The 23988-nt window shown below is 72.0% G+C and carries 33 protein-coding genes and 1 pseudogene; 3 read left to right on the plus strand and 31 right to left on the minus strand.

Features of this window, described 5'->3' with window-relative positions; all coding sequences use genetic code 11:
• Positions 1–3: 3 nt before the first annotated feature.
• From ABEA77_RS13200 to ABEA77_RS13345, 30 genes are all read right to left on the minus strand, one after another.
• Positions 4–1296, minus strand: a complete 1293-nt coding sequence (locus ABEA77_RS13200) for a phage major capsid protein (RefSeq protein WP_345645767.1) — start codon at positions 1294–1296, stop codon at positions 4–6.
• Positions 1293–2093: an HK97 family phage prohead protease gene (locus ABEA77_RS13205; protein ID WP_345645769.1), complete on the minus strand. Its 801-nt coding sequence runs from the start codon at positions 2091–2093 to the stop codon at positions 1293–1295. Before ABEA77_RS13205 ends, ABEA77_RS13200 begins: the two co-directional genes overlap by 4 nt.
• Before the next feature lie 3 nt (positions 2094–2096).
• Positions 2097–4145 carry a phage portal protein gene (locus ABEA77_RS13210; RefSeq protein ID WP_345645772.1) on the minus strand — a complete coding sequence of 683 codons (2049 nt, stop codon included), beginning with the start codon at positions 4143–4145 and terminating at the stop codon, positions 2097–2099.
• Positions 4146–4161: 16 nt separating this feature from the next.
• The gene (locus ABEA77_RS13215; protein WP_345645775.1) at positions 4162–5931 is read right to left on the minus strand and encodes a terminase large subunit; all 1770 of its coding nucleotides are present in this window, start codon (positions 5929–5931) and stop codon (positions 4162–4164) included.
• The gene (locus ABEA77_RS13220; protein ID WP_345645778.1) at positions 5900–6355 is read right to left on the minus strand and encodes a phage terminase small subunit P27 family; all 456 of its coding nucleotides are present in this window, start codon (positions 6353–6355) and stop codon (positions 5900–5902) included. Before ABEA77_RS13220 ends, ABEA77_RS13215 begins: the two co-directional genes overlap by 32 nt.
• Before the next feature lie 39 nt (positions 6356–6394).
• A complete protein-coding gene (locus ABEA77_RS13225) occupies positions 6395–6646 on the minus strand; it encodes a hypothetical protein (protein ID WP_345645781.1) in 252 nt (83 codons plus the stop codon).
• Positions 6643–7044 carry an HNH endonuclease gene (locus ABEA77_RS13230; RefSeq protein WP_345645783.1) on the minus strand — a complete coding sequence of 134 codons (402 nt, stop codon included), beginning with the start codon at positions 7042–7044 and terminating at the stop codon, positions 6643–6645. Before ABEA77_RS13230 ends, ABEA77_RS13225 begins: the two co-directional genes overlap by 4 nt.
• 4 nt (positions 7045–7048) lie before the next feature.
• On the minus strand, positions 7049–7459 hold the full coding sequence (locus tag ABEA77_RS13235) for a hypothetical protein (protein ID WP_345645786.1): 411 nt from the start codon (positions 7457–7459) through the stop codon (positions 7049–7051).
• 75 nt (positions 7460–7534) lie between these two features.
• Positions 7535–7798: a hypothetical protein gene (locus ABEA77_RS13240; protein ID WP_345645788.1), complete on the minus strand. Its 264-nt coding sequence runs from the start codon at positions 7796–7798 to the stop codon at positions 7535–7537.
• Between the two features lie 14 nt (positions 7799–7812).
• Complete coding sequence (locus tag ABEA77_RS13245) at positions 7813–8022, minus strand: hypothetical protein (protein ID WP_345645791.1); 210 nt, start codon at positions 8020–8022, stop codon at positions 7813–7815.
• Positions 8023–8251: 229 nt separating this feature from the next.
• Positions 8252–8872: a hypothetical protein gene (locus ABEA77_RS13250; RefSeq protein WP_345645792.1), complete on the minus strand. Its 621-nt coding sequence runs from the start codon at positions 8870–8872 to the stop codon at positions 8252–8254.
• The gene (locus ABEA77_RS13255) at positions 8872–9375 is read right to left on the minus strand and encodes a hypothetical protein (protein ID WP_345645795.1); all 504 of its coding nucleotides are present in this window, start codon (positions 9373–9375) and stop codon (positions 8872–8874) included. Before ABEA77_RS13255 ends, ABEA77_RS13250 begins: the two co-directional genes overlap by 1 nt.
• On the minus strand, positions 9372–9800 hold the full coding sequence (locus ABEA77_RS13260) for a hypothetical protein (RefSeq protein WP_345645797.1): 429 nt from the start codon (positions 9798–9800) through the stop codon (positions 9372–9374). Before ABEA77_RS13260 ends, ABEA77_RS13255 begins: the two co-directional genes overlap by 4 nt.
• Entirely contained in the window at positions 9797–10747 is a 951-nt protein-coding gene (locus ABEA77_RS13265; protein ID WP_345645799.1) for a DUF2637 domain-containing protein, read from the minus strand. The genes ABEA77_RS13260 and ABEA77_RS13265 overlap by 4 nt, the downstream gene beginning before the upstream one ends.
• Positions 10744–11103, minus strand: coding sequence for a DUF6907 domain-containing protein (locus ABEA77_RS13270; protein ID WP_345645801.1), 360 nt, complete (start codon positions 11101–11103; stop codon positions 10744–10746). Before ABEA77_RS13270 ends, ABEA77_RS13265 begins: the two co-directional genes overlap by 4 nt.
• Positions 11100–11450: a hypothetical protein gene (locus ABEA77_RS13275; RefSeq protein ID WP_345645804.1), complete on the minus strand. Its 351-nt coding sequence runs from the start codon at positions 11448–11450 to the stop codon at positions 11100–11102. The genes ABEA77_RS13270 and ABEA77_RS13275 overlap by 4 nt, the downstream gene beginning before the upstream one ends.
• Entirely contained in the window at positions 11447–11725 is a 279-nt protein-coding gene (locus tag ABEA77_RS13280; RefSeq protein ID WP_345645806.1) for a hypothetical protein, read from the minus strand. Before ABEA77_RS13280 ends, ABEA77_RS13275 begins: the two co-directional genes overlap by 4 nt.
• Positions 11722–11958 carry a hypothetical protein gene (locus ABEA77_RS13285; protein WP_345645808.1) on the minus strand — a complete coding sequence of 79 codons (237 nt, stop codon included), beginning with the start codon at positions 11956–11958 and terminating at the stop codon, positions 11722–11724. The genes ABEA77_RS13280 and ABEA77_RS13285 overlap by 4 nt, the downstream gene beginning before the upstream one ends.
• Positions 11959–12082: 124 nt before the next feature.
• Positions 12083–12328: a hypothetical protein gene (locus ABEA77_RS13290; protein ID WP_345645811.1), complete on the minus strand. Its 246-nt coding sequence runs from the start codon at positions 12326–12328 to the stop codon at positions 12083–12085.
• 49 nt (positions 12329–12377) lie between these two features.
• Positions 12378–13049 (minus strand): hypothetical protein, encoded by a 672-nt coding sequence (locus tag ABEA77_RS13295; RefSeq protein ID WP_345645814.1) that lies wholly within the window; start codon positions 13047–13049, stop codon positions 12378–12380.
• Positions 13046–13237, minus strand: coding sequence for a hypothetical protein (locus ABEA77_RS13300; RefSeq protein ID WP_345645816.1), 192 nt, complete (start codon positions 13235–13237; stop codon positions 13046–13048). Before ABEA77_RS13300 ends, ABEA77_RS13295 begins: the two co-directional genes overlap by 4 nt.
• 25 nt (positions 13238–13262) lie before the next feature.
• The gene (locus ABEA77_RS13305; RefSeq protein ID WP_345645819.1) at positions 13263–13775 is read right to left on the minus strand and encodes a single-stranded DNA-binding protein; all 513 of its coding nucleotides are present in this window, start codon (positions 13773–13775) and stop codon (positions 13263–13265) included.
• Between the two features lie 238 nt (positions 13776–14013).
• Positions 14014–15888, minus strand: coding sequence for a hypothetical protein (locus tag ABEA77_RS13310; protein WP_345645821.1), 1875 nt, complete (start codon positions 15886–15888; stop codon positions 14014–14016).
• Entirely contained in the window at positions 15885–16511 is a 627-nt protein-coding gene (locus tag ABEA77_RS13315) for a bifunctional DNA primase/polymerase (RefSeq protein ID WP_345645824.1), read from the minus strand. Before ABEA77_RS13315 ends, ABEA77_RS13310 begins: the two co-directional genes overlap by 4 nt.
• Positions 16511–16810: a hypothetical protein gene (locus ABEA77_RS13320; protein WP_345645826.1), complete on the minus strand. Its 300-nt coding sequence runs from the start codon at positions 16808–16810 to the stop codon at positions 16511–16513. Before ABEA77_RS13320 ends, ABEA77_RS13315 begins: the two co-directional genes overlap by 1 nt.
• 90 nt (positions 16811–16900) lie before the next feature.
• Entirely contained in the window at positions 16901–17149 is a 249-nt protein-coding gene (locus ABEA77_RS13325) for a hypothetical protein (protein WP_345645828.1), read from the minus strand.
• The gene (locus ABEA77_RS13330) at positions 17146–17709 is read right to left on the minus strand and encodes a hypothetical protein (RefSeq protein ID WP_345645831.1); all 564 of its coding nucleotides are present in this window, start codon (positions 17707–17709) and stop codon (positions 17146–17148) included. Before ABEA77_RS13330 ends, ABEA77_RS13325 begins: the two co-directional genes overlap by 4 nt.
• Positions 17706–17918: a hypothetical protein gene (locus tag ABEA77_RS13335; RefSeq protein WP_345645832.1), complete on the minus strand. Its 213-nt coding sequence runs from the start codon at positions 17916–17918 to the stop codon at positions 17706–17708. The genes ABEA77_RS13330 and ABEA77_RS13335 overlap by 4 nt, the downstream gene beginning before the upstream one ends.
• Positions 17915–18952 carry a DUF6907 domain-containing protein gene (locus ABEA77_RS13340; protein WP_345645835.1) on the minus strand — a complete coding sequence of 346 codons (1038 nt, stop codon included), beginning with the start codon at positions 18950–18952 and terminating at the stop codon, positions 17915–17917. Before ABEA77_RS13340 ends, ABEA77_RS13335 begins: the two co-directional genes overlap by 4 nt.
• The gene (locus tag ABEA77_RS13345) at positions 18949–19356 is read right to left on the minus strand and encodes a helix-turn-helix domain-containing protein (RefSeq protein WP_345645866.1); all 408 of its coding nucleotides are present in this window, start codon (positions 19354–19356) and stop codon (positions 18949–18951) included. Before ABEA77_RS13345 ends, ABEA77_RS13340 begins: the two co-directional genes overlap by 4 nt.
• Positions 19357–19614: 258 nt before the next feature.
• On the opposite strand from ABEA77_RS13345, the gene ABEA77_RS13350 reads away from it, so the two are divergent.
• On the plus strand, positions 19615–20028 hold the full coding sequence (locus ABEA77_RS13350) for a helix-turn-helix transcriptional regulator (RefSeq protein WP_345645837.1): 414 nt from the start codon (positions 19615–19617) through the stop codon (positions 20026–20028).
• A gap of 571 nt (positions 20029–20599) precedes the next feature.
• Here the strand turns inward: ABEA77_RS13350 and ABEA77_RS13355 are convergent.
• Positions 20600–22132 carry a recombinase family protein gene (locus ABEA77_RS13355; protein ID WP_345645842.1) on the minus strand — a complete coding sequence of 511 codons (1533 nt, stop codon included), beginning with the start codon at positions 22130–22132 and terminating at the stop codon, positions 20600–20602.
• 42 nt (positions 22133–22174) lie between these two features.
• On the opposite strand from ABEA77_RS13355, the pseudogene ABEA77_RS13360 reads away from it, so the two are divergent.
• Together ABEA77_RS13360 and ABEA77_RS13365 are read left to right on the plus strand one after the other, a co-directional pair.
• Positions 22175–22747, plus strand: a pseudogene (locus ABEA77_RS13360) (ATPase, T2SS/T4P/T4SS family); the annotation flags it as partial.
• Positions 22748–22758: 11 nt separating this feature from the next.
• Positions 22759–23619, plus strand: coding sequence for a type II secretion system F family protein (locus ABEA77_RS13365; protein WP_345645869.1), 861 nt, complete (start codon positions 22759–22761; stop codon positions 23617–23619).
• Positions 23620–23988: the final 369 nt, after the last annotated feature.

Raw genomic sequence — 23988 nt, forward strand, 5'->3', positions numbered from 1 at the left:
GGATCAGCCCTCGTCGGCGGCGAGGCTGGCCACGCACAGCTCGGCGGGCTTCCACACGGCCTGCGCCGCGCGCAGCTCCCCGCGGACGTACGTGAGGTTGCGGCGGGCGTAGTCGGCGTGCTGGTTGAACGCCAGCACGGACAGGCCCTCGCGGTTCATCAGCGAGACCGTGTTCCAGTTGCCGATGATCGCCGTACCGGGCGTGACGGCCTGCGACACGACGCGCGGCCGGCCCCAGATGGTGCCAGGGCCGGTCGACCATGGGCCCTGCCCGAGGTAGCGGCCGTCCGCGTCCTTGAGGAGGTCGAACGCCTCGTCGTCCTCCGGGGACACGACGACCGCGGTGATCGGGGAGCCGATCTTCGTGAGCTTCGTGATCGCCTTGCGGATCGTGGCGACCATGTCCGTGTCGAACGCCTGCTGCTGCACACCGGTGGTGTTCAGGATGCCGGTGGGCTGCCCGTTGGAGCCGGTGCCGTTGAGGATCATGTTCTCGATGACGGCGTTGATGTTGTAGCCGAGCTGCCCGTTGAGGTACGTCGCCAGCGCCGGGGCGTCGGCGAGCATCTGGTTGGTGACCGTGTAGCCGTCCGCGTACGTGTACACCTTCGCGGTGGCCAGGTTGGTCGACAGGCCCGACAGGGGCTTGAGCGTGCTGTCGGCCGGGAGGATCTCGTCGGGCACGACCGCGGCGTTGCGGGTGACGGCGGTGACCTGGAGGTACTCGAACGACGGGCCGCCGATGCTGCCGGAGGTGTCGATCAGGTCGAGCAGCGCGAGCGGCGGCGGCGTGGTGAGGTCCACCATCGGCATGCGCACGTTCTGCACGTGTCCCAGGCCGACCTGCAGCGGCGCGGCGTCCGCCTTGACCGCGCGGCGGGCCTGCTTGAAGCCGCGCACGAACGCGGAGAGGTCGCCCGCCTTGACGGCCTCGATCTGGATCGGGGTGCCCTCGCCGAACCCGGACGGGTGGGCCTTGCGGAACGCCTGGTACGCCTCGGACTTCACGTAGGCGTCACCGAAGGTGCCCGCGTCGGCGGCCTCCTGGCGGTCCGTGACGGTCAGCGGGGCGTTCTTGGTGTGCTGCTGCGCGGTCGCCTTGCCCGCGAGCTCGGCGACGGCCTTCTGTGCCTCGTCGGCGGCTTCCACCTTCACCGCCAGGTCGTCCGCCTCGGTCTTGATCTCCCCGACGCGGGTGACCTCGTCCTCGGTCAGCTCCCGGTTGTCCTTGCCCGCGGCCTCCGCGATGCCCTTCGCCTCGTCCAGCAGGGCCTGGAGACGCTCTCGAAGCGTCATGACGCACTCCTCATGGTCAGTTCGTGGATGTCAGCCCATGCGGCTACCTGGGCGGGCGACGGACCGGAGGAAGGCTTCGCGGGCACCTGCTCGGTGGCGGCGGTCTCCTCGGCCGGCTGCTGGCCGGTCTCCTGTACGGGGTGTGAGCCGTCCGGCTCGCTGTTCTTCTGCGGCTCCGCGGCGGTGATCACGTCGCCGAGGGCCTTGTGTGCTTCCTTGAGGCGGTCCACGTGCGACTGCGCGAGGACACGCCCTTCCTTGACCCCGCGGACCAGGCCGTTGGCCTTGGCCGCGAGCAGTTCGGTTTCCTGGTTGGCGCCGATCAGCGTCGGGCCGACCTCGTAGAGCTTGAGCTTGCGCAGCTCGTAGTAGCCGATCGGGTTGCCCTGCTCGTCTTCGCTCTCCACCCAGGCGCCCTCGACCACGTCGTACGCGAAGGAGAACTGGGTCACCCTGCGGCCCTTGAGGAGGCGGTAGACCTGTGCGGCCGTGGGGTTGGTGTCGAGGTCCTCGATCTGGCCGCGGACCTGGAGCCCGATGTCGTTCTGCTGGGCTTCCTTGACGACTCCGACGTGCGCGAAGGGGTCGCCCCAGTCGTGGGACCAGATGGTGGGGATCGGGTCCTGCTTGGCGGCCCACTCGGCGAGGGTGTCTGTGAACGCGCCCGGCGCCACCTTGTCGCCGACGGAGTCGATGTTCCCGAACACCGACACGATGGCGATGAACTCGCCTTCGGCCAGGCCGTCGGCGGGGCCGGCCGCCTTGATACGGGCGGGGCATTCCTTGGTGCGAGGCACGTCTCAGCCCTTCCGGTCGTAGGTCAGGTGGCAGTTGCAGCCGGCGGTCTCCGCCGCGGCTCCGAGCCCGTCACCGGGCCAGCGCAGGCCGTTGGAGAACAGGGCGTCCAGGTCGACACTCTCGCCGTCCATGTGCGCGTGGTCGGCGCGCGGGTTGCTGCCGGTGTTCCACCGCTTGACCTCCAGCCCGGAGGCGCCGGCCGCGTCGTGCGAGCCGAAACCGCGGGCCTCCGTCGCGGCTGTGACCGCTCGCGTCGCGCCGGCGGACACCCATGCGGACATGCCCTGGGCGAGGTTGTCGCGCCAGTCGCCCTCATCCGCGATGGCGGTGACGATCGCCTGATGGCCGGCCTGCTCGTACTGCTCGGCGTGCGACTTCGCCGCGGCGGCGAGCCAGTTCTCCATCACCGCGGCGTCCCAGCCGCCCGCGTCCGGGTTCCACACCCCGAGCACTGACCAGGCGCCGATCTGCGCGAGCCGGAACCCCCAGGACTGGATGAGCGCGGCCAGCTGCGCCTGGCGTTCCGGCGAGGAAGCCGCCCACAGCTGGTAGAAGTCCGGTGGCCCGTCCGCCTTCGCGTCAGCCGCGGACAGGAGCGTCTCGGCCTGCTTCTGCGCCCACGTCGTCAGGGCGTCGGTGAAGCGGTCCCGCTCCCTCTCGAACGTCCCCAGGTCCTTCGGGCGCCCGCTCTTGGCCTGCGGGCGCCGTGCTTTTGGGAGCGACGCCCCAGGGTCCGGGGCCGTGTCGCGGGGCGAGGCCAGGCCGCCCGTCACGACGTTGAGGGGCGTCACCAGCTCGTCCCCGCCCTCGACGGCGGGCAGGTTGCGCCGGGCGCGGGCCTCGTTGCGGGTCAGCCACGGGGCGCCCACCGACGACTGGAGAACCGCGGCCTCCTCCTCGAAGGAACCACGCAGCTTCGCCTCGACCGCCGCCTCGATGTACAGGTCCGGGTCGCCTGCGGCGAGCAGCGGCAGCAGGAACGCGTTCAAGGTCTGCTCCCACGCCGCGATGTCCGCGCCGAGGCTGTCCCGGTAGAGCATCTGCCGGAAGGCGTCGATGTTGGAGTAGTTGCCCGGACGGGCGCCGACCAGCTCCGGGGCGATGTGGTACGCGGACGCGACCTCGGCGTCGTTGAGCTGCCGGCCCTCGATGTCGCCCGTGTCCCGGGGGGAGAACGCGTCGACCTTCACCATCGACATGCCGTCCTCCAGCAGCGGCGCTCCACCTTCCTGGCCGCCGCCGCGCAGGAACCGCCGCATGGACTCTACGAAGCGATCGCGCGCGCCCGGCGCCCACTTCGCATCGGCCGGCCGCTGGATGACGACGGGCACCCGCGCGCCGTTGCGCCAGATCGAGCGCCGGTAGGAAACGGCCTCGGAGCCCTCGGCGAGGATGTCCTGCAACGTGCGCAGCGGCGATGTGCCGTTGACCTGCCCGTGCGAGGCGTACCCGTGGTCGAAGACGTAGCCGCGCGGCGGCCCGGACACCTGCTGGCCGTCCATCGTCTGCACGATGACCTGCGCGACGCGGCCCCAGCCGTCCGCGACCAGGCGCATGCGCGGCGCGGGGATGCGCAGCAGCTCCCAGCCCGACTCGGTGTCGGCGGACTCCACGACGCGCACGCACCAGCGGTCGAACAGGTCGTTGTCGACGAAGACCGAGTGCCACAGCCGAAACGGCGTCAGCCCGGGGCCCGGGGCGGCCAGGAGCTTCGCGAGCGGGTGGTCCGTGACGCGCTGCCGGTCCGTGTCGGACACCCGCCGGTACAGGTGCAGCGGGATCGACGCCAGGTTCCGCGCGCGGAAGTCCACGACCTTGCGCACCGAGGGCTGGCTGCCCCAGAACGACAGCGGGTCGTTGGCGTAGTCGAGCAGAGGGATGCCCGGGTCGGGCACGATCACCCGCCTGTCCCACTGCCACGGCTGATCCATGCCCTCGAACGTCGCCAAGACCCCGTCCTTGCGCATCGGGGACGCCTTCGCCGTCACCGGCAGGCCCTCGGGAGTGATGACCCGTCCACTGCCGGGACGGGCCTTACGGAACCACGCCACGAGCCCGCCCCTTTCGTCAGATGACGACCAACTCGCCGTCGTAGTCGGATTCCGTCGGAGGCTCGCGCGTCAACGCCTCGGACAGGGCCGTCACCACGGCGGAAACGGCGTCGATCTTCTCGGCGCTGCGGGCCTTGTCGGGCTTCACGTTGCCGGACGCGTCCATCGCCACCGACAGGTTGTCGAACATCCAGGTCACCGCCGGGTTCGCGCCGTGCCGCAGCAGCGGCGTGCCCTTCGCGCCCGCGAGGACCAGGCGCTGGAGTTCTTTCAGGGGCGGGCTCATGGTCGCGAAGCCCTGCCGGACCTTGACGAGAGGCGCGTCCTCGCCGCGCAGCTGGTTGACCAGAGGCGCCGCCGACCACGGGTCGTAGCCGATCGCCTGGACGTCGAAGGTCTCCATGTCCCGCTTGACCTGCTGAAAGATGAAATCGTAGTCGGCCACATTGCCCGGGGTGAGGATGAGTCGGCCCTCGCGGACCCACACCTCCGCCTCCTTCGCGGTGCGCTTGTTCAGCGCGTCAAGATTGTCCTCCGGTGTCCACAGCCGCCACAGGGCGTCGTACCCGCCGTCCTCGTCCGGGAACAGCCACGCCAACGCGCACAGGTCGCTCGTGGCAGCCAGGTCAATACCGCCCCACGCCTCCCGGCCCGCGAGCAGCTGCTCATCGACCATCGACGCGTTGCGGTTCCACGCGTCCATGGGGATGAACTTGGTCTCCTGCTTGGTCCGGATGCCCAGGTGCAGGCGCAGGAACTTCGCGAGGTCCGCAGGGCTCTGCTGGGCCTCGCGCGACGCCTTGGCGAGGTACGCCCGCGTCGGGCTGATCCCGTACCCCGGGTTCGCCTTCCGCCAGGTCGCCTCGGCGTGCGGATCGTCGCCCTTCTCCGCGGCCCACACCACGCCGTACACGGACGGATCGGTGAGGATGCCGCGCGCCAGCTGCTCGATGCGGTGGCGCTTGCGGGCGTAGATCGTCCCGCGCTTGCCCGCGTCCGCCGTCGTGATGATGACCATCAGAGGCTGACGGCGCGAGCCGGTGCCGGTCTCCAGCGTCTCGACCAGGTCGGGCGACTTGTGGACGTGCAGCTCGTCCACCACGCCCCCGTGGAGGTTCGCGCCGTGCTGGGCGTCCGCGGCCGAGCTGATGACCTCGAAATAGGACATCGACCGGGGGTGAAGGATCTTCTTCTTCAACGGCTTCACGTGCCGTTTCAGCGCGGGCGCCGACTCTGCGAGCTGCTTGATCGGGCCGAACACGTACCCGGCTTGACGTTCCGTCGTCGCTGCGGCGATCACCTGCGCGCCAGGCTCGCCGTCCGCGCACGTGAGGTACATCGCGATGCCGCCACACATCGTGGACTTGCCGTTCTTACGGGGGACATCCACGTACAGCTCGCGCACGATCCGCACGTAGCCGTCGGCGTCGTCGTCCCAGATCACCCAGCCGAACACCGGCGCCAAGACGTACGCGACCTGCCACGGGTCCGGCCGCAGCGGCTGCCCGGCCCACTGGCCCTGCGTGTGCCGCAGCTTCGAGAACGCGGTGATGACCTTGTCGACCCGGGCCGGGTCGAACACGGCGCCCGGCACGTCGCCGGGGCTCGGGGTCTGGATCAGGGGCGGGCAGTCCGGCAGCGGCAGCCCGCGCTCCCGCAGGTACCACGCCACCTCAGGGCTGAGCTTCAGCCGCTCCAGATCGGCGGCGTCCAGGAACGCGGCCGGTGTCGTGGCGGGCGCGGCGGGCTTGGGCTTACGCGAACGGGTTGTCGTCCTCGCTGCCATCGTCGGCCCCCTTCGCGAGGGCCTGCTCCGTACTGGGAGTCAGGCCGAAGTGCCCGGCCCAGGTCCGCAGTTCACGGCCTGCATTCCGGGCGATCGCGACCGCCGGGTGAGGCAGCGTGCCCTGCGCGGCCTCGATCGTCAGGCCGTCCCGCCGCACCGTGCTGGTGGCCTCCACGAACACCGCCCAGGTCTCGCAGTACGCCGCGAGGGCGGCCCGGTCCTCGGGCTTGAGGAGGTCGAGGCGGGTCAGGCCGGGAACCACTCGGTCCCACTCGGCGCGGGCCTCGTCGGTCAGCCACTCTGGCGGCTCGGGCGGGACGCGCTTGAAGGCCGGCCCCGGGTTGACCGGGCGTCCACCGGAGTCGCGGCCGTCGGAGCGGCCCTTGAGCAGCTTGAGCGCGGCGGGCTGCGGGGTCCTGCCCACGTGGGACCCCCCTTCGGAGATTCTGAGCGGGCGCGACTTTCACTGACCGCGGCGGGTCCCCTGGCGATCAACCTGGAGATCCGGACTCCCCTCCCCCGGGGGAGGCTCGACCGGGTACAGCTCGCGCAGGTAGGCGCCCGCCTCGGTCAGGAGGCTGGCCAGGGCCCGGAAGAACTCACCTGCGGCGAGCGTCCCATCGGCCTTGATCGGCACCTCGACAGTGCCGTAGCTCTCGGTGTGGACCTTCCCGTCGGGCAGTTCGACGCCGACGTAGACGCGTGACGTCCTCATGGCTGCTGTCTCCGTGCTCGTCGTCGCTCGTTGCCGCGCGCTGCCTCGGCCGCTGACTTCGCGGTGTGGCATGGCACGCAGATCAGGCCGAGGTTGTCGGGGTCCTCGACGGAGCCGCCCTCGGCGACGGGCGTGATGTGGTCGAGCTGGAGCGGCTCGGCGTCAGGGTCGTCGGCGAGCAGCTGGTCCTGCGGGATGCCGCAGCGGTAGCACGTCCAGTTGTCACGCTCGCCGGTGCGGGCCTTGAGCGTGCGCCAGCGCCCGGAGCTGATGCCGTAGCGGGCGGCCTTGTCGTCGCGGCCTGCCCACCCGGGGCGTTGGTGGGCGGGGCACTTGCCCCGGGGGGTCAGGGTGCGGCACCCGGGCTCTGTGCAGCGGGAGGGCGGGGCGGTGGGCATGCCGCTACCCGACCATGCTGGGGTTCGCCAGCTGGTCGACCAGGTCGGTCTGGGCCATGGCGGTCAGGGAGTCCGCGAGGTCTTGGGCGTCCGGCCGGTCCCAGAAGCCGGGCAGGGTGAGGATGGCGAACGTCCCGAGTCGGCGGACCTGGTCGAGGCGGTCGGCGGGGACCGCGTCGTCTGCGGGGACGCCGTTCTCGCGTACCCACTCGCGCGCTGCCAGTTGGCTGGCAGCACAGATGACGAGGGGGACAGGAAGACGGGCAGCGGGCTCGCCGGTGCGCAGGCCGCCGCCCGCGATGATGGCTCGGCCAGCGTCACGGACGAGGTTCTCGACCACGCTGGCGGGGAAGCATCCGGCGCGGAGCTCCTGCCGGTAGGCGATGAGCCGTTGAGCGGTGGTCTGGGTGGGCATGTCGCCTCCGGGTGGGTGCGGGCACGACAAAGGCCCCGACCGGGGACGTTGGTCGGGGCCTTGACGGTGAAGCGTTCAACCCGCTTGCGGGCACAGCTCTGCACGGAGATCGTTACACAGCTCTGACCTGCGGGTCAAGACGGGCCGTTCGATGGCGCGCCGCGCCGCGAGCAGGCGCAGGACGTCCGGGGTGGCGTAGTACGGGTAGCGGTCGGTGCCGCCGGCGCGGTGCAGCTGGCCGCGGCGGACGATCTGGCGGAGGCCGCCGAGCTGGACGCCGAGGGTGTCGGCGGCCTGGCGGGCGGTCATGTGGCCGGGCGGGATGTACGAGTCGCGCATATGACCATGCTGCATCACAGCTGGTCCGGTGCCGTGTCGAACAGCAGGACCGCGGGGTCCGCCCGCTCAGCGTCGAGTCGCTCGGTCGACCAGCGCAAGGCGTGCCGGTAGATGTCCTGCCGGGTGTCGCTGGGGTTGGCGTTCCACGTGCCGTCGAGGGTCTTGGTGTGCTGCCCCTCAGCGTCGTGCCATTGCAGGGTGATGATCCAGTGGTGACGGGCCATGGCCCCATTGTGCGGCGAGGCCCCGCCCGGTGCTGTATGGGCGGGGCTCGATCCGCGCGCATCCCCGCACTTGCTCGTTGGGATGTTGCCGCGAGCCTACGACGAGGGGCTGACAGCGGGGCCGGTCAGTCGCACGGGAAGTGCGACGGCGGGTAGTGGCCAGCGTGCCGGGCGCAGTAGTTCAACACGGGCTGGTCGTAGCCGAGCAGGGCTCGGAAGAGGTGCCGGATCATGCGGCGGTCACCTCCTCTCCGGCCGGAGAATCGGCGGTCTCGGGCCGCTCTCCGGCCGGAGAATCGGCGCTCTGACCTGCGTCTCCACCCTTGGAGAGGGGTTGCTCTCCGCCGGGGGACAGGAGAGGGGCGACGTCCGCCATGCGGATGCCCGAGCGGCCCTCGACGGTGCCCACGCGCATGCTCCTGGTGACGGGAATGTTCAGCTCCCGAAGGGCCTGCCGGAGGGCAGCGTCATCGTGCCCCTCCATCCCAGGCAGGGCGCGCATCGCGGGGTACAGCTCGGCGAGGTGCACGCCGGGGCGGTCGCCGATGAGTTGTACGACCCATCGGGCGATGGCCCTGCGGGGTGTCTCGGCGGGCTCGACGGGGGCCTGCTTGGCGGCCCCCCTGCCGGCCCGCCAGGCGAGCCACAACCACACGATGGCGAAGGCCCACATGATGGTTCGGGCGCGGTACGCGGCGCTCAGCAGGACGTACCCGCACGCGGCGAGGGCGGCGAGGCGGCAGGCGCTCGACTTGGCGTTGCCCTGCTCGGTGACCCATCGGCCGATGCGGCGTACCTGCTTGCGGTGGCCGGCCACCATGCGGTGGCCGGCGCGGTGCAGGGCGGACATCAGATGAGCCCCAGGACGCTGTTGCCTGCCGAGTTGACCAGGGGGAGCAGGGCCAGGGCGACGCTGCCGGCGACGCCGGGCGACATGCCGAGGGTGATGCCGCAGACGGACCCGAACGCGAGGGGCTTGCGGGAGCTGTCCTTGATCTTCTTCCACAGGGCGAAGAGGGCTACGAACGCGGCCACGGTCAGCAGGGCGCCGCCGGGGCTCATGGGCGGGACGCCGGCGATGCTCAGGGTCGGGGATGCGCTGCCGGTGGCGCCGGAGACGACCTTGTCGCCTGCCGCGTCGGCAAGGTGGCGGACCCAACCTGCGACGGTGCCCAGGACGCCGCCGGCGCACGACGCGGCGAGGATTCCGAGGCCGATGCCCGAGGCGAACGGGATGAGGTCGCGCCAGTTCTTCGGGCCGCCCTTCTTCTGGCCGTGCCACCAGCGCAGGAGGTACCAGACGGCGACGGACAGGCCGACGACCAGGCCGCCGACGGTGAGGGGTGCGTTCATCGGTGAACTCCAGTGATCACGTAGAGAAGGCCGTCGAGGAACGGCAGGGAGAGCAGGGCGCCGATGACGGCGGTGGCGAGCAGGAGGCGCGCGATCCAGCCGGAGCGGGTCCGATCGACGTAGAGGGTCGCGGCGAGCAGGCCGCCGGCGAGGGCCCAGGCGCCGGGCAGGGATGCCTGGGTGCGGCAGTCGTGCAGGGCGATGCCGAGGGCGGTCGCGAGGGAGTAGCCGCCGAAGACCGGCGCGAGCGCGACGGCGGCGGCGGTCGTGTTGTAGGCGATGCGGCGCGCGTTGAGCAGCTTCGGCTTGGGCGGCTTGGGCTGCTCGGGGGTGACCACGATGATGCGTGGCTCGGGGGCAGGTTTGGCGGCGCCGACGGTGGGCGGGTAGGTGGGCGGGGGCGGGATGATGCGGGGCTCGGTCATGACCGCCTCCCGTCGGTGATCTCGCGGCGCAGCGCGGTGGCGTCGCGGCGGGAGAGGCCGAGTTCGTCCATGAGGGTGGCGATGGTCACGGGGCGTCCGGTGTCGTTGACCGCTTCGCGGTTGAGCTTCCGGGCGCGTTTGCGCAGTTCGGCGGGGGTGATGGTGACCGGCACGGTGACCACCTGGCGGGCCTCGTCGGCTGGCGTGGGCGTGGTCATCATGCGGGTCAGCGCGGTGACCGTGCGGTCCGAGACCGGGGGCCAGTCCAGGGCGCGCCAGCCGGTCTGGACGGCGGGGCGGATGACCGCTTGCTCGGGCTCCGGTTCGATGCGTTCGAGGGTGACCTCGGTGGTCATCTCGGCGGCGACGAGCGGCAGGAGCCGGGCGCCCGCGGGCACCACCTCGGGGTGCGCCACGGTGCCCGGTTCCCGGGCGGCCGCGCCGGGCCCGACGAGCGGGAGCAGCCGGACACCGGCGGGCACCAGCTCGGGGCGTGGGATGGCCGGGGACGGAGCGGGCTCGGCCGCCGCCCGCTGCGGCGCGGGCTCCTTGGCGAGGGCGCCGTGCAGCTGGCGCATCACCGCGGCGAACGCGAGCAGCGCGGCCGATGGTGGGACGGCGGCGACGACGTACTGCATCGGCGCGGCGGCCGGTCCGACCCCGGCAACGTTCAGCGCGATCGAGCCGACCGAGCCGACGGAGGCGAGCAGGCAGGCGAACCAGTCGAAGCGGCCGCGGCGCAGCGAGGCGCGGAGCATGAGGATCTCGCCCGCGATGATGAACGAGTCGATCACCCCGGGCCAGGCCCATGCCCGTACTCCGGGCAGCCCATTGGCGGCGGCGACATCGTGCAGGTGCTCGTAGGAGAGCCAGAACGCGCCACCGGTGATGGCCACGGTCACCGTGGCCGCCCCCGCGGCGAGGCTCTGGCGTGCGGTCCAGGTCATCGGGTACCGCCTCGGGTGCGCAGGTCGGTGAGCTGCGCGGCGAGGGCGTGCAGTTCGCTGGCGTAGCGGATGAGCTCGGCGCCGAGCTGGCGTAGTTCGTCGGGCTCCAGGGCCTTGGACATGTCGCCGATGTCGACGCTCGCCCGGATGTGGGAGAGGGTGCCGTAGGGTGCCTGGGCGAGTTCGGCGATGGCGATGTCGTAGCCGCGCCAGGTGCACAGGCGGGCCGGGCCGATGTGCTCGATGTCGGCGCGATAGCCGCCCTGCTCGTGCTCGCCCGTGCACCAGGTGGGGCAGGTGAGGGTGACGGGGCCGTGGTCGAGGGTGTGCACCGTGACGGTGCGCTGGCCGCTCACCGGTCGCCGTCCTCGTCGAGCGCGGGGTGGATGTCGGCGCGGATGGCGCCGCCGACGAACGTGTCCCGGGGCCAGGTGAAGGGGGCCCACAGATGGGTCACGCCGTCGGGGCCGGTGCGCTCGTGGACCTGCGCGCCGAGATGCCTGGCCCACGCCTCAACGGCGGCGCGCTGCTCAGCCGGACTCGACAGCAGGACCGAGGCCTCCCCGGTGATGGCGCCCGTGCCGCTGGCGATGATCCACGTCAGCGGCGGCAGACCGGTCTTGGCGGCGTGAGCCAGGAACTCGCCGATCGCCTTGTGGGAGCGCTGCTGCCAGCGCGTCACGTCCCGGTTGGTCGCGGTCACTGGGCACCCCCAGCAGCGCGCCTCAGAATCAGCGCGTACTCGCCGCGGGAGAGCTCCCAGGCGATCGTGGGCGCCAGGAGGCGCACCTCGCGGTCGAGGTTGAGCGCGGGGACGCCGTAGCCGTGCCGTGCGGTGACGGCGTCGAGGATGAGGGCGAGGCGCTCTGCCTCGGTGATGGTCCGGTAGTGCGGGCCGTCGGCGAGCTGGTCGGCGACGGTGAGGAGGATGTCGCGAGCGTCGGCCGCGGCGGTCTGTTCGGTGGTGGTGTCGTTCACCGGGCACCGCCCGTCCAGGGGGTGCAGGTGCACTCCCAGTCGCCGCACAGGGGGCAGGCATCCGCCTGCGGGCCGTGCGCGGTGGGGGTGATGGTGCCGGTGACGCCGGCCGCGGTGGCGCGCACCGTGAGGGTGCGGCCCGCGCGGCGGCGGATCGAGCCGACGGCGACGAGCCGCCGTTCTACGTTGGAAAGTCTTGCGTGCGCAAGACCCTTAGGATTGCCGTGGTCCATGACGAGGTCCGATCTCGTTGATGGGCAAGTGCCGGAGCGTGTCAGCGCTCCGGGGCGTTGGGGTCGGCCGGCGCGCGCGCCCTCGGGTGCTCCAACACCCGGGGAGTCGGCTGGCCCCGCTCTGCTATTCGGTTGTCGTGGCGTCCGGCTTGCCGGACGCCTTCTTGCTGTCGTCCTTCTTGAGCGCGTTGTAGACCGCGTTCCAGCTGCGGCCGAGGACGCGGGCGGCCTCGGCGATGGAGCCGGTCTGCTCCACGCCTTCGCGCAGTGCCTGCGCTCGTCGTGTGGCGGACTGGGAGGTGAGGCGGTTCAGCTGCTCCAACAGCTGGTCCTCCTCGCGGACCCGGTCCTGCCAGGGCTTCGCGTCCATCCCGTGCACCATATCTAACCCGGGGGTTCGACGCAAGCTTGATGGGCCATCACCCTGTCGCTGCGGCGAGCCAGTTCGCGGCGGCGCGGGCGGCCGCGTCCTCGTCCATCAGGGCCTTCAACCCGAGCCACGTCGCTTGCGGGTACACCGCGCCGCAGAACCGGCACGTCACCGTCTTCTCGCCGGGGTACAGGCGCAGCACGCTGCCGCACAGCGCCCCGTCCTCGTACACGGCCGGGCAGAACCCCAGCCGCATGCCGCGCTCGCGCGGGTCGGGCGGGTCGACGATGCTCTCGACGTCGCGGACCAGGTCGCGGATCTCCTCGGCGAACGCGCCCGCGAGCGGCCACGACGCGGCGATCCAGTCCATGTTCATCACCAGGCCGCGCGCGGCGCGCACGACGCGCTGCTCCAGCAGCCCCGCGGCGGCCGGCTCCTTCCACCCGCGGTCGGCCTGCATCGCCGAGCGCCAGTCCTCCAGGACCCCGACCATGCCACCGGGCCCGCGCAGGCCGAGCGCGTCCTCGGCGACCGGCAGGGAGGCTCCCGCGCGCCCGGCGCGCGCCGCCTGGCCGCCGCCGCGGCGGCCGGGTGTCAGGAACGCGGCCAGCGCCTCGTACAGGTCGGGCAGGCGTTGCAGGCGCGCGGTGGTCGAGGTCGCGCAGCCGGGGCAGAGGTAGCCGTCTTCGAGCTCGCGCTCGCACAGGCCGCAGGTGTTCATCGGCTGCCCCTGCGGCGTCCGGTCTCGTCGGCCGGGAGGAGCGCGTGTGTGCGGTGCTGTTCGGCGCGCGCGGATGCGCGGCGGGCGCGCGCGTCGGCCGCCATCCCGGTGCCGAGCTGGCAGACCGACGTCAGCAGGGAGCCGAGGGTCGCGCCGAGCGTAAGCAGGGCGATCTCGTGGGGTGTCATCGTCGTCTCCTTCGTCAGGTGCCGGTCAGAACGGGGGCGTCTCGCTGTAGATGCCGGGCGCTGCGGCGGTCTGCTGGCTGGACGGGGGCGCGCCCCAGCCGCCGGTGTTCTGCTGCTGCGCGGGCTGCGCGCCGGCCCATGGGTCGTCGCCCGCCGGGGCCGCGCCGCCGCGGGGCGGGTTCTTGGTGACCTTGGCGGTGGCGCGGGCGAGGCTCGGGCCGACCTCTTCGACGTCGAGCTCGTACACGGTGCGCTTGACGCCCTCGCGGTCTTCGTAGGAGCGCTGCTTCAACCGGCCCTGGACGATGACGCGCATGCCGCGCGCGAGGGTCTCGGCGGCGTTCTCGGCGGCCTGGCGCCACACCGAGCAGGTGAGGAACAGGCTGTCGCCGTCCTTCCACTCGTTGGTCTGCTTGTCGAAGACGCGCGGGGTGGAGGCAACGCGGAACTTGGCGACCGCGGCGCCGGCCGGGGTGAAGCGCAGTTCGGGGTCGTCGACCAGGTTGCCGATGACGGTGATGACGGTTTCGCCTGCCATGGCGATCTCCTTCGGGGTGGGCGAGTCGAGGGGGGAACGGGGGAACGGATTTTTCCCCCCTTCGCCCTCTCGGCCTCGCGCGCTATGCGAGTCACATAGTTATTGATCTTGATCTTCCATTTACGCAGGTCATCGAGTTACTTGCGCGTGCAATAGTTTCTCGGCGAAACGATATTCGTGACCGCGAGAGAGGGAGAGGGGGGAAAACCGCGTTCCCCCCTTCCCCCCCTTCCCCCCCTCACGATGGGGGGACAGGACCCGGCGCGAAGCGCCCGTCCACCTCCACGAGCCACTCCCGCAGCAGCGCGTAGTCGTAGGCATCGGGCAGGAGCTTCTTCTCCTGGCCGGCCGCGCGGCCCCGGAGAGCCTTGCGGTGCTGCGGCCCGTGCGCGTGGACGTACGCGGAGATCCGGAGGGCGAGCCGCTCGACGATCCTGTGCGTCCGCTTCTCCTCGGCGAGGTGCTTCGCGTGGTCGACGCGCACCTCCTCCTCAATGCGCGCCGTGGTGCGCCTCTCGTGCTCGGCCCGCCGCTGCGCCGCGCCGTACGCCAGCACCGCGTCCCGGGTCGCGCACGACGCCTCCCACAGCAGCAGCGCCAGCTGCCAGTCTTCGGGGACCACGTGCTGCCGCCCGGCGAGGATCGCCAGCAGCGACGCGAGCTTCACCCGCATCACCGGAGCCTGCGAGTCGAGCTGGTTGAACTCGGCCGCAGCGAGCTGCCCTCGGACCTTGGCCAGGTCGGCGGCCCGCAACTCTGCCCTGATGGACTCGTCGAAGGAGACCAGGACGAAGCGGCTGGCCTCGTCCCCGGGCGGCGCGGTGGCCGCCTCCCGCCACGCGTGCAGCTCACCGGGCCACGGCGGCGGCACGTCGGGGATGGACGGGTCGATGACCTGCACCCACACGAATCGCTGGGGTGTACCCTCGGCGACCTCCTCGAACAGCGGGGCCACGGTCTCCGGCTGGAAACCGACCAGCAGGCCGAGGCTGTACGAGCCGCTGGGGATGTACCGGCTGGTGTCCTTGCTGGCGTTGGTCTGCCCGAGCGTCTGGCCGACAGCCGCGCTGCGCAGGGTCTCGCCGAGCGTCGATCCGGAGCGCTCCTTCATCAGGCGGGTGATCGTGGCGCCCTCGTCGACGTAGAAGAACGCGTTGTGCCGGACCTGCTTGCGGACGGTCACGGTGACGGGGGTCTCTGTGCCGCCTTTCTTCCGGACCTCGCCCGTCTCCTCCTCGACGATGCCCATGAACACCTCGGCGAGGCCCTCGCCGGATCCGAGCGGCAGGCCGTCGCGGAAGTCGAGGTCGAGCGGCGCGGGCATGAGCCGGTCGGCGACCTCGACGCCGGTGGACTTGCCGATGCCGGACGGGCCGATGATCCCGCCGAACAGGTTGAGCGAGGCGAACCCGGCGATGCCGGTGTCGGCGCGGATGCGATGCGAGACCAGCGAGGACAGGCGGGTGAGGACGGACAGCAGGGCGACGTCCCCGGATCGGGTGCGGGAGTGCCCGGCCTGCCGGATGTGCCGCAGCTCGGGGCGGGCGGCCCAGAACTCCTCGGGGATCAGCCCGGGAACGGGCTCGGGCCCGGTGTTGGCGCCCTGCGCCTCGCTCGGGGCCGGGGGCTCGTCGACCGGCTGGGTGTGCCCATGCTCGACGTCGCTCCAGTCGATGGAGTCGCCGCCGAGCAGGTCCCGGATGTCGGCGGCCGCCGCGGAGTGCGAGACCGGGGGCCAGGGGGTGCGCGGGTGCTGCTGGCCGCTGCGGAGCCCGGACTCGATGCTCGGCCGGGCCCGGCTTTCGGGGTGGTTGCCCGCGCGGCTGGCCGACAGCAGCGCCTCGCGGGCGTCGTCCTCGCCGATGGCGCCGGCGGCCACGAGCGTGCCGACGTTGAATGCGGCCCGGTTGATGGTGTTGTTCTGGTCGCCGTCCGGGGCGCCGACGATCAGGTCGCACTCGGTCTGCAACGCCTTGCGCGTGTACGAGCCGAGACGCTCGGAAGGCACCTGGAACGAACCGCGGGCCGCGCCCGCCCGCGGCGGCGGAGCCTGCGCGCCGAGCTTGGCCAGCGCAGCGTCGACACCCTGCGCGATGTGCTCGGAGGTCGTCACGCGGCAGCTCCCCTCTGCCACGGTGTGAGCGCGGCCGGCCACGGCGTCACGGGCTGGCGGAAGCGGCCGTCCCCAGACCAGCGGTACCGTCCGCCGCTGGCGTGGAGGGACGGCGCGAGCAGGACGTAGCCGTTGTGCTTGACGTCGAGGCCGGGCCCCAGCGTTCCGGGCAGGGCGACGCTCGGGGTGCGGTAGACGATGTGCAGGCCGCCGCCCCCGGTGAGCTGCATGACGGCGCCGGGCAGGATCCCGACGCGCTGTTCGAGGACGGCGAGAGACTGGTCGCCGCCGTGGCGCGGGTCGATGTCGAGGACGGCCCAGCTGTTCAGGGCGCACGGGGCGCCGATGTTCGCGTCGGGCTGCTCGGCCCACCACTGCCTGACGAGGTCGACGTCGGTGGTTGCGGCGTGGAAGCCGTGGCAGGTGCGCGCCGTGCAGCGGCACTCCTCAGGCCGGTGCTCGATGTAGAACGGGTTCGGCCGGGTGGGAGATGGCGGCCTGCACCGGGGGCAGTTCGCGAAGGGCGCCTTGTCCGGGCGGACACGGAAGACGCAGATGCCCGCGGCGGCGTAGGCGGCGGCCGCGCCCGGCAGGTCCTGCGGGATGGGCAGGGGCTGGTCCATCACCGGGTCACCGCCGGGAAGAAGTAGGCGCCGCCGGGCTGGCCGACGCACCGGGACTGGCGGATGCACAGGCGCGGCTGTCCGATGTGACCGGCGGCGTGGACGTGCTGGTGGTCGCAGTACGGGCAGGCGACAACCAGAAACAGGCGCCGCCGCCGATGCGGGTCGGCCAGGTCGGGGCTGCTGGCTGCAACGAGGCGCGCGGCGGCGGGGGCGAGACCGCGGCGCGGGGCGACGGCCCGGCGGGTGGGGGCGGGCTCGTCGAAGAGTGTGGCGGCCGGGGCCGCGGGGGTTCTCACGAACGGTGGCTTTCTGTCGTGCCGAAGAAGAAGTGTTCGTGGGGCGCGGCCGGGCCCGGAACATCGGTCGGGCCCGGCCGCACCGGTCGGTTAGCCGGCCTTCTTCAACCGCTGGACCGCCTCGTCGGCGAGGTTCGTGATCGCGTCCGTCCAGCAGCGGGCAGCCGCGCGCACGGTCGATGGGCTGGGCTGCTCTTCGAGGTCCGCCCGGATCGACCCGAGCACGACGTGGAAGCGGGCGCGGATGGCGCTCGCCGCGAGGTGCTGGCGCCCCTGCTCGTCGTCCTCCGGTACGGGGCGGCGCGGCGGGACCGGCCACTGGCCGGGGCGCCGCGTCACTGCTGGTCTCCGTCCAGGCGCGGCCCGCGGAACGCCGTGTGGCGGGCGACCTCGACCGAGGGCAGCGGGCCCTCCCCGCGGATGCCGTCGGCCATGCCGAGGGTGTCGGCGAGGCCGGAGTGCAGGAACCCCAGCCGCAGCAGGTCCTTCGTGTTGGCCCACCACTCCTTGGCCCACGGGGACATGCCCATGAACACGCGCATGGCGAACGTGGTCTTGACCAGGTGCAGGCCGCCGTGGGGCAAGGTGACGAGGGCGACGTCGCTGTACTCGTCGGCGAGGTCCTGGTCGAACGCGGCGCGCAGCTGCATGTAGGTGACGCCGGTGGGCTCCATCAGATCGGCCAGGTGCAGCCAGAGCCCGGTGCCGTCCTCGGCGACGGCCCGCACGGGGACGTACCCGAAGCCCCACAGGTCGGCCGTCTCGCCGCCGTCGAGGCGGGGCCAGGCGCGGTGCTGTTCGCAGAAGGCGACGAGGGCATGGTGCACGGCGCGGTCCTCGATGGTCATGGGTTCGCCGGCGGCGCGGTAGTGCGCCAGCCAGGTGTCGAGTTCGCTCACGCTGCCCCCTTGGCCGCGGTGGTCGGGTGGAAGATGACGCGGAGCCTGGCCCGCTGCTCGTCGGACAGGGGCGGCGCGGCGGCGACGGTGCGCTCGATACGGGCCCAGTAGGCGGCGTTGCGCGCGGGGTCCGGGTCGCGGACCGGCCGGGCCGGACGGCCGGGGGTGGTGGTCACCCCGGCCGTCGCGGCGTTGGTGGACGGGTTCACGCCTGGGTCCCGTCGGCGAGGAAGGCCGTGGTGGAGCGGAGCTGGCGGGCGAAGTCCTGGAACCGGTCTGCGAGCAGGCGCGCCTCGGCGCGCCGGGTGATGCCGATCTCGTCGCCGTCGCCGAGCCGCAGGAACACCGTGGGGGTCGCGAACGCCTCGTCGTGCACGAGCTGTCCCGCGACCAGCTCGGCGAGCCCCGGGCGGGCGTCGGCGGGCGCGGGAACTGCGAACGGCGTGCCCTGGTGGACCGGCTCGCCGTTGTCGCCCTCGGCGACGTGATCCGTGCACCAGGGGGCACCAGCCGGGTGCGCGGCCGGCTCAGTCTGGGCCGGGGCCGTCAGCTCGGCGGCGAGGGCCTGGCGCAGGGACCGGACGCGCACGGCGAACTGGTCGAGGTCCGCGAGGTACAGGTCGACCTCGTCGAGCGTCATCTCAGCGTCGAGGCTGGCATCTGCCCACAGGGTGACCTTCGTCCACCGTTCGGCCGGGTCTTCGTGGTCGCTGGTGTACAGCTCGGCGCGCAGGGTGCCGCGCGCGCCCGGCGCGGTGACCGCGGCGGTCTCGGCAGCAGGTTCGACCGCATCGGGGTCGATGAGGTCGGCGAGGAGTTCGACCTGGGCGACGTGGGCGCGGATCTCGGCGCAGCGGCGGCGGGTCTCTGCCGGGGTGAGGTCGGCGTCCAGGAATCCGACCATAGGCGGCTGCGGGTCGCCGTCCTCGTGCATCAGCGTGCCGTCGAGGATGCTGGCCCCGGGCGCTTCGGGTGTCGGGTACTCGATGGTCCCGGAGCGGTGCAGCTCGTGGGGGCCGGTCACGGTGCACCAGCCGTAGGCGCGGCAGCGGCGCGTCTGCTGGAGGACCTGCTCGACGGCGGCGGCGGGGTCGTCGGTGGCGGCGAGGAGCTCGGCGATCTGGTGGAGCGCGGCGGCCTGGTCGGGGGTGGCGAACGTGGTGCCGATGATGTCCGTGGCGATCGCGTGGAGGCCCTCGGGGCCGAGGCAGGCGGTGTCGGCGGTTTCTGGCAGAATCGTCATCGAGACGTTCCCTTCTCTGCTGCTACGCGGGCGGGGGTGCGCTCACTCGAAGCGGTCGGGACTGGACTCCCGGCCGCTTCGGCATTTAGTGAATTGGGGCAGGCTGAGCAGGACGACGCTTCCGCCGTCTTTGTCAGGGTTTGGCGGTGGGAGCGCGCCGTGCGGCCATCCCGCTCCCACAGGACGTGCAGGTCCACGCCAATCCGGTCCGCGATCGCCTGTGCGATCGGTTCCCGGACTACGTCCTGTACGCCGGTCAACAGATGCCCGATGGTGCTGTGGTGGATCTGTGCGGCTTCGGCTAGGGCTCGGATGCTGACGGGGCGCCCGTCTCCGGTGCGCCGCATGAGCGTCCGCAGCAGGTCGCTTCCGGCAACCAGCCGGTACCAAGGCTGATCGATCATGTTCACCTCGAAGTGTCAGAGCGTCCTTCTCGATAGACAGTCTCACGAGGCAGACGTCTTGTCTATCTCGACAGACAACATTGCTGCGCGTGTCCAGTCGGATACTTTCGGCCATCAATGAGCGGCCGGGTAGCGCCCCTCGTCTCTCTACATAGACAATCTGTCGGGGCGAGCGAACAGCGGATGGCGCCACCGGCGCTCATCCCTGCGTGTCGAGGGCGACAGGCCAGACGTCCGGCAGCGATGGAAAGGAAGATCATGGGCACCGCTGAACCGCGGCACGACCTGGCCGAGCTGGTGCGGAGTCGCCGGGCCGAGCTGGGGCTGAGCCTGAGGAAGCTCGCTGAGCAGTGCGTCGATCCAGACCGCCCCGACGGCGGGCACCTTTGGAAGCATGCAGTTATCAACCGTCTGGAGAAGGGGCTGCCAATCATCCCCCCGCGGCTACCTGAACTGCGGGCGCTCGCGGCGGGCCTGAGGCTGCCGCTCGGCGCCGTTCAGGACGCGGCCGGTGCTCAGTTCTTCGGGATCGACAGCGTCTGGTCCGAGGGGCGCGAGGCGCGCGCGCTCGTGCACGACTTCAATTCCCTATCCCCGGATGACCAGCAACGGGTGCGGGAGCTGGTGCGGGCTTGGGGTGCTCGACCTCCTAAACGACATGACGGTGAGTAAGATTTCCGTCACCACTGGTGCGCGCGCGGTGCGGTGTGCATGATGTGTTCACCTACCCAGGGCTGGTGAACGACCGAGCTCGCGGGGAGCACGTGCAAGTGGGGGGAACTGTGCCCAGGATCCAAACGCCTTTTCCTGTTGTTTTTGAAATCAGTCATGACGTCGAAATGCCCATTGATCGAGCCTGTGGACTGCATGTCTCTTCGGGTATTTACACGGTGAAAATCCGCCCTGGTGAAGCCCAGCAAGCGCTTTGCAGTGAGCTCAATGAGCTGCATCGATTCGTGATGCAGGTGGAGGGGCGCTGGCTGCGAACGGGCCGCCCCGCCGGAGCCCCGGGGCCGCGCCCATCGGGCGCCAGTACGGCTCGTGTCGAGTGGCACCTGACGCCGCCGCGCGCAATGCCACACAGTGTCCCGTGTATACCTCTCGAAAGGCCGGGGGAAATTACCTGGGCGATCAACTCGCGGTATGCCTCCACCCAATTGAGCGCCGACCTGAACGAGCTGATCGCCGAAGTATCCGCACGTGAAGAATGGTTGCAATGCTGGTAGTCAATTACCCGGAATAGCTACGCGCTCGGGGTCTTTTGCGCTCCACGCCGCCACTCCACTTTGATGGCGTCGTAGTCGTAGTACCCGCCATCGGGCATCCGGCCAGGCCGCGCCGGCAGGATCGTCACTTCCAGCAGCGCCCGCAATACCGCGCGTTGCTGCGGCAGATCCAGCGCCTCCCACGCCTTCCGTACGTCCGGCGCCCCCACCAGGCCCACGAGCGGGTCCTTCGTCGCCGCGCGCGCCAGCTGCTTGTTCACGCTCTCAAGCTGCGTCTGCGCCACGGTCGACGCCTCGGTGAACTGTGGCAGCGTGATCTGCCCTGCGCCGAACGCCGCCGCGGTGTCGGTCAGGCGCCGGCGGATCTGCTCGCTCTCCTCCTGGAGGGCGGCCACGTCGATGCCGTTGTCCGTCGGCGTCAGCAGGTCGGCCGCGTCGGGCTTCGACAGCCGGTCAATGATCAGGTCGATCACGTACTCGTCCGTCTTGTCCCCGCGCCGTGAGCCGCCGTGGCGCGTCACGCACCGGTAGCCGACGTGCTTCGCCCCGCCGGACTTCGTGCAGATCGTCGTCTCGTTGCACCCTGGCTGCCCGCACCGGTAGATCAGCGACCCGAGGTACTTGACCTTGTTGCCCGGGGAGGTGCGCCTCGTCGGGTCGTTGAGGATCGCGACGACGGCGCGGAACTTCGGCTCGGGGATGATGACGTCCCACTGGCCACGGCCGACTTCCTTCCCGCGGTACACGGAGATGCCGGCGTTCCGGGGCCGCCGGAGCATGTCGCGCGCCTCCATGGAGGTGATCGGGTTGCCGCGGGTCGTGGTGAAGCCCTTGTTGGTCAGCCACTTCAACCAGCTGTTCAGCGATCCGCCGCCGAGCAGGATATCGACGCCCTCGTTCAACGCGGCCGCCTCCTCGGGGACGGCCTTGTTCATGTTGAGGACCGGGACTTCGACCTCCTCCTCGATCTCCTCGCCCGTTTCGTCGTCGACGCGCGTGATCGTCCGCTTCACGATTTCGCCCGTGGGCACACCCCAGCCGAACGGGCGGATGCCGCCGGCCCACTGGCCCGCCTCGGCTTTCTGCTGCCGCGCCCGGGCGACGCGCTCGCCCTTGTGCTCGGACTCGTGCCGGGCGACGGCCCCGAGGATGCGCGCGGTCATGCGGCCGGACGGCGTCGACAGGTCGATCGGTCCGGCCTGGCAGGTGTGGGTGTTGACGCCGCGCCGCTCGGAGATGTCGATGTACTCCTCCAGCTCAGTGGGGGAGCGGTGGAGCCGGTCGGTGTGCCACGCGATGACGACGGTGGCGGCGCCGTCTTCGAGGTCGGCGAGCATGCGCCGGTAGCGGGGCCGGGGCTTGCCGGAGTAGGCCGACAGGTCGTTGTCGACGTACAGCTCGACGACGTCCCAGCCGTTTCGCTCGGCGAGGGCTTCGCAGTCCTCGTGCTGGCGTTTCACGCCGAGGTGGGAGCCCGCGCGGTCCTGGCTGATGCGGACGTAGATGACGGCCCGGGTGCGCTGCCCGGTTGGCGCCTTGGCGGTCTTCATTCTCCGAGTCTGCCTCACTAGAGGTGTCCCTGTCCCAAGTTCGGGAAGACGACGCTGCTTTCGAGCCTGCTCGGGCTGGTCGGGCCGCGGGAGCGGATCGTGCTCGCGGAGGACTCGGCGGAACTGCGGCCCGACCACCCCCATGTGGTGCGCCTCGAATCACGGCCCGCCAACCAGGAGGGCGCGGGCGAGGTGACGTTGAAGGACCTCGTCAGGCAGGCCCTGCGGATGAGACCGGACCGGCTGGTGGTCGGCGAGGTGCGCGGCGCCGAAGTGACGGATCTGCTGGCCGCGTTGAACACGGGGCATGAGGGCGGGTGCGGCACGGTGCACGCCAACGCGGCGCGTGACGTGCCCGCGCGCCTCGAAGCGCTCGGCACGGCGGCCGGGCTCGACCGGGCGGCGCTGCACAGCCAGTTGGCGGCGGCCGTGTCCGTCGTGCTCCATCTCGTACGGGACCGTGCGGGGCGGCGGCGCGTGGCGGAGGTGTGCGTGCTGGAGCGTGACCCGGCGGGACTCGTGGTGGCGGTGCCCGCGCTGCGGTGGGCGCCCGACGGGTTCGTCGGGGAGCGGGGCTGCGGCCGGCTGACGGCGCTGATCGGGCGTGCGCTGTGACGGGCGTGTCGGTGGGGGAGTGCGCGTGGGCCGCGCTGCTCGGCGCGGTGTGCGCGGCCCTGGGCGGGGCGCGGGGGAGCCGGCTCCGGGCGCGGGCGTGGGCGCTTGCCGCCGCTTTCGAGGGCGGCGCCGCGCCACCGGGCCCGGTGGCGCGGCGCGTTCTGGCGTGGCTGCGCGACCGGGTGGGGGCGCTCGGCGGGGAGTGGCTCTGCCTGCCCGCTGCCGTGCTCGTGGCGGTGGTGGGAGCGTCGGCGCTGCCGCTCGTGGCGGGTGCGTGCGCGGTGCCGCTGGTGCGCCGGGCGCTGCGGGCGCGTGGGCTGCGCCGGGCCGCCGAAGCGCGGGCCGAGTCGGTGGTCGCGCTGTGCGGGGTGCTCGCGGGTGAGGTGCGGGCCGGCGCGCAGCCCGTACGGGCGCTGCGGGACGCGGCCGCGGTGACCGGGGGCCTGGGCGGGGACGAGGCGTCAGTGGCGGCGGCCGTGCGGTTCGGCGGCGATGTGCCGGCCGCGCTCCGGCGGGCCGCGCGGGCGCCAGGCGCGGACGGCCTGGTCGGCCTCGCCGCCTGCTGGCGGGTGGCCGTGGACGGCGGCGCGGGCCTCGCGTCCGGGCTCGAACGGCTGGAGGGCGCGTTGCGGGCCGAGTGCGACCAGCGGCAGGGGCTGCGGGCGCAGTTGGCGGGCGCCTGGTCGACGGTGGTGGTGCTCGCGGTGCTGCCCGCGGTCGGCATCGCGCTGGGCTCGGCGATGGGCGCGGGCCCGCTGCGGGTCCTGCTGCACACCCCCGCGGGCCTCGCCTGCCTGGCGGTCGGCGGCCTGCTTGAGGCGGCCGGCCTGTGGTGGGCGGCCCGGGTCGTGAGCGCGGCGGAGGCGGGATGAGCGGCGTTTTCTTCCACAGGCTGTGGATGACGGTCGCGGCGCTGGCCGCGCTGGCCTGTGTCGTGGCCGCGTGGGCCGAGGAGCGTCGGGAGTGTGCGGCACGGACGCGGCAGGGGGCGCTGCTCGCGGGGGAGCGTACCGGCGGACGGCCGCGCCCCCTGCCCGAACTCGCCGCCCTGGCGCGGCGCTGGGGGCAGCCCACCGCCGTGTGCGCCGCGGGGTGGTTCCTGGTCGGCGGGGTGCCGGGGGCCTGTGCGGGTGCGGCCGCGGCCCTGGGGCTGTGGCGGTGGCGGCGTACGAGACCGGCGAGGGACCAAGTCGGAGGCCAAGCGGTCTTAGGAAGACAACGTGCGATCCCAACTCCTTGGC

This window comes from Streptomyces tremellae (assembly GCF_039540215.1).
Lineage (GTDB): Bacteria > Actinomycetota > Actinomycetes > Streptomycetales > Streptomycetaceae > Streptomyces > Streptomyces tremellae.

Bases quoted from the DNA above. Each gene is read 5' to 3' on its own strand.
- ABEA77_RS13200 (WP_345645767.1), bottom strand. From the start codon at position 1,296: ATGACGCTTCGAGAGCGTCTCCAGGCCCTGCTGGACGAGGCGAAGGGC.
- ABEA77_RS13215 (WP_345645775.1), bottom strand. From the start codon at position 5,931: ATGGCAGCGAGGACGACAACCCGTTCGCGTAAGCCCAAGCCCGCCGCG.
- ABEA77_RS13225 (WP_345645781.1), bottom strand. From the start codon at position 6,646: ATGAGGACGTCACGCGTCTACGTCGGCGTCGAACTGCCCGACGGGAAG.
- ABEA77_RS13230 (WP_345645783.1), bottom strand. From the start codon at position 7,044: ATGCCCACCGCCCCGCCCTCCCGCTGCACAGAGCCCGGGTGCCGCACC.
- ABEA77_RS13235 (WP_345645786.1), bottom strand. From the start codon at position 7,459: ATGCCCACCCAGACCACCGCTCAACGGCTCATCGCCTACCGGCAGGAG.
- ABEA77_RS13240 (WP_345645788.1), bottom strand. From the start codon at position 7,798: ATGCGCGACTCGTACATCCCGCCCGGCCACATGACCGCCCGCCAGGCC.
- ABEA77_RS13245 (WP_345645791.1), bottom strand. From the start codon at position 8,022: ATGGCCCGTCACCACTGGATCATCACCCTGCAATGGCACGACGCTGAG.
- ABEA77_RS13250 (WP_345645792.1), bottom strand. From the start codon at position 8,872: ATGTCCGCCCTGCACCGCGCCGGCCACCGCATGGTGGCCGGCCACCGC.
- ABEA77_RS13255 (WP_345645795.1), bottom strand. From the start codon at position 9,375: ATGAACGCACCCCTCACCGTCGGCGGCCTGGTCGTCGGCCTGTCCGTC.
- ABEA77_RS13260 (WP_345645797.1), bottom strand. From the start codon at position 9,800: ATGACCGAGCCCCGCATCATCCCGCCCCCGCCCACCTACCCGCCCACC.
- ABEA77_RS13265 (WP_345645799.1), bottom strand. From the start codon at position 10,747: ATGACCTGGACCGCACGCCAGAGCCTCGCCGCGGGGGCGGCCACGGTG.
- ABEA77_RS13285 (WP_345645808.1), bottom strand. From the start codon at position 11,958: ATGGACCACGGCAATCCTAAGGGTCTTGCGCACGCAAGACTTTCCAAC.
- ABEA77_RS13290 (WP_345645811.1), bottom strand. From the start codon at position 12,328: ATGGACGCGAAGCCCTGGCAGGACCGGGTCCGCGAGGAGGACCAGCTG.
- ABEA77_RS13295 (WP_345645814.1), bottom strand. From the start codon at position 13,049: ATGAACACCTGCGGCCTGTGCGAGCGCGAGCTCGAAGACGGCTACCTC.
- ABEA77_RS13300 (WP_345645816.1), bottom strand. From the start codon at position 13,237: ATGACACCCCACGAGATCGCCCTGCTTACGCTCGGCGCGACCCTCGGC.
- ABEA77_RS13305 (WP_345645819.1), bottom strand. From the start codon at position 13,775: ATGGCAGGCGAAACCGTCATCACCGTCATCGGCAACCTGGTCGACGAC.
- ABEA77_RS13315 (WP_345645824.1), bottom strand. From the start codon at position 16,511: ATGGACCAGCCCCTGCCCATCCCGCAGGACCTGCCGGGCGCGGCCGCC.
- ABEA77_RS13340 (WP_345645835.1), bottom strand. From the start codon at position 18,952: ATGACGATTCTGCCAGAAACCGCCGACACCGCCTGCCTCGGCCCCGAG.
- ABEA77_RS13345 (WP_345645866.1), bottom strand. From the start codon at position 19,356: ATGATCGATCAGCCTTGGTACCGGCTGGTTGCCGGAAGCGACCTGCTG.
- ABEA77_RS13350 (WP_345645837.1), top strand. From the start codon at position 19,615: ATGGGCACCGCTGAACCGCGGCACGACCTGGCCGAGCTGGTGCGGAGT.
- ABEA77_RS13355 (WP_345645842.1), bottom strand. From the start codon at position 22,132: ATGAAGACCGCCAAGGCGCCAACCGGGCAGCGCACCCGGGCCGTCATC.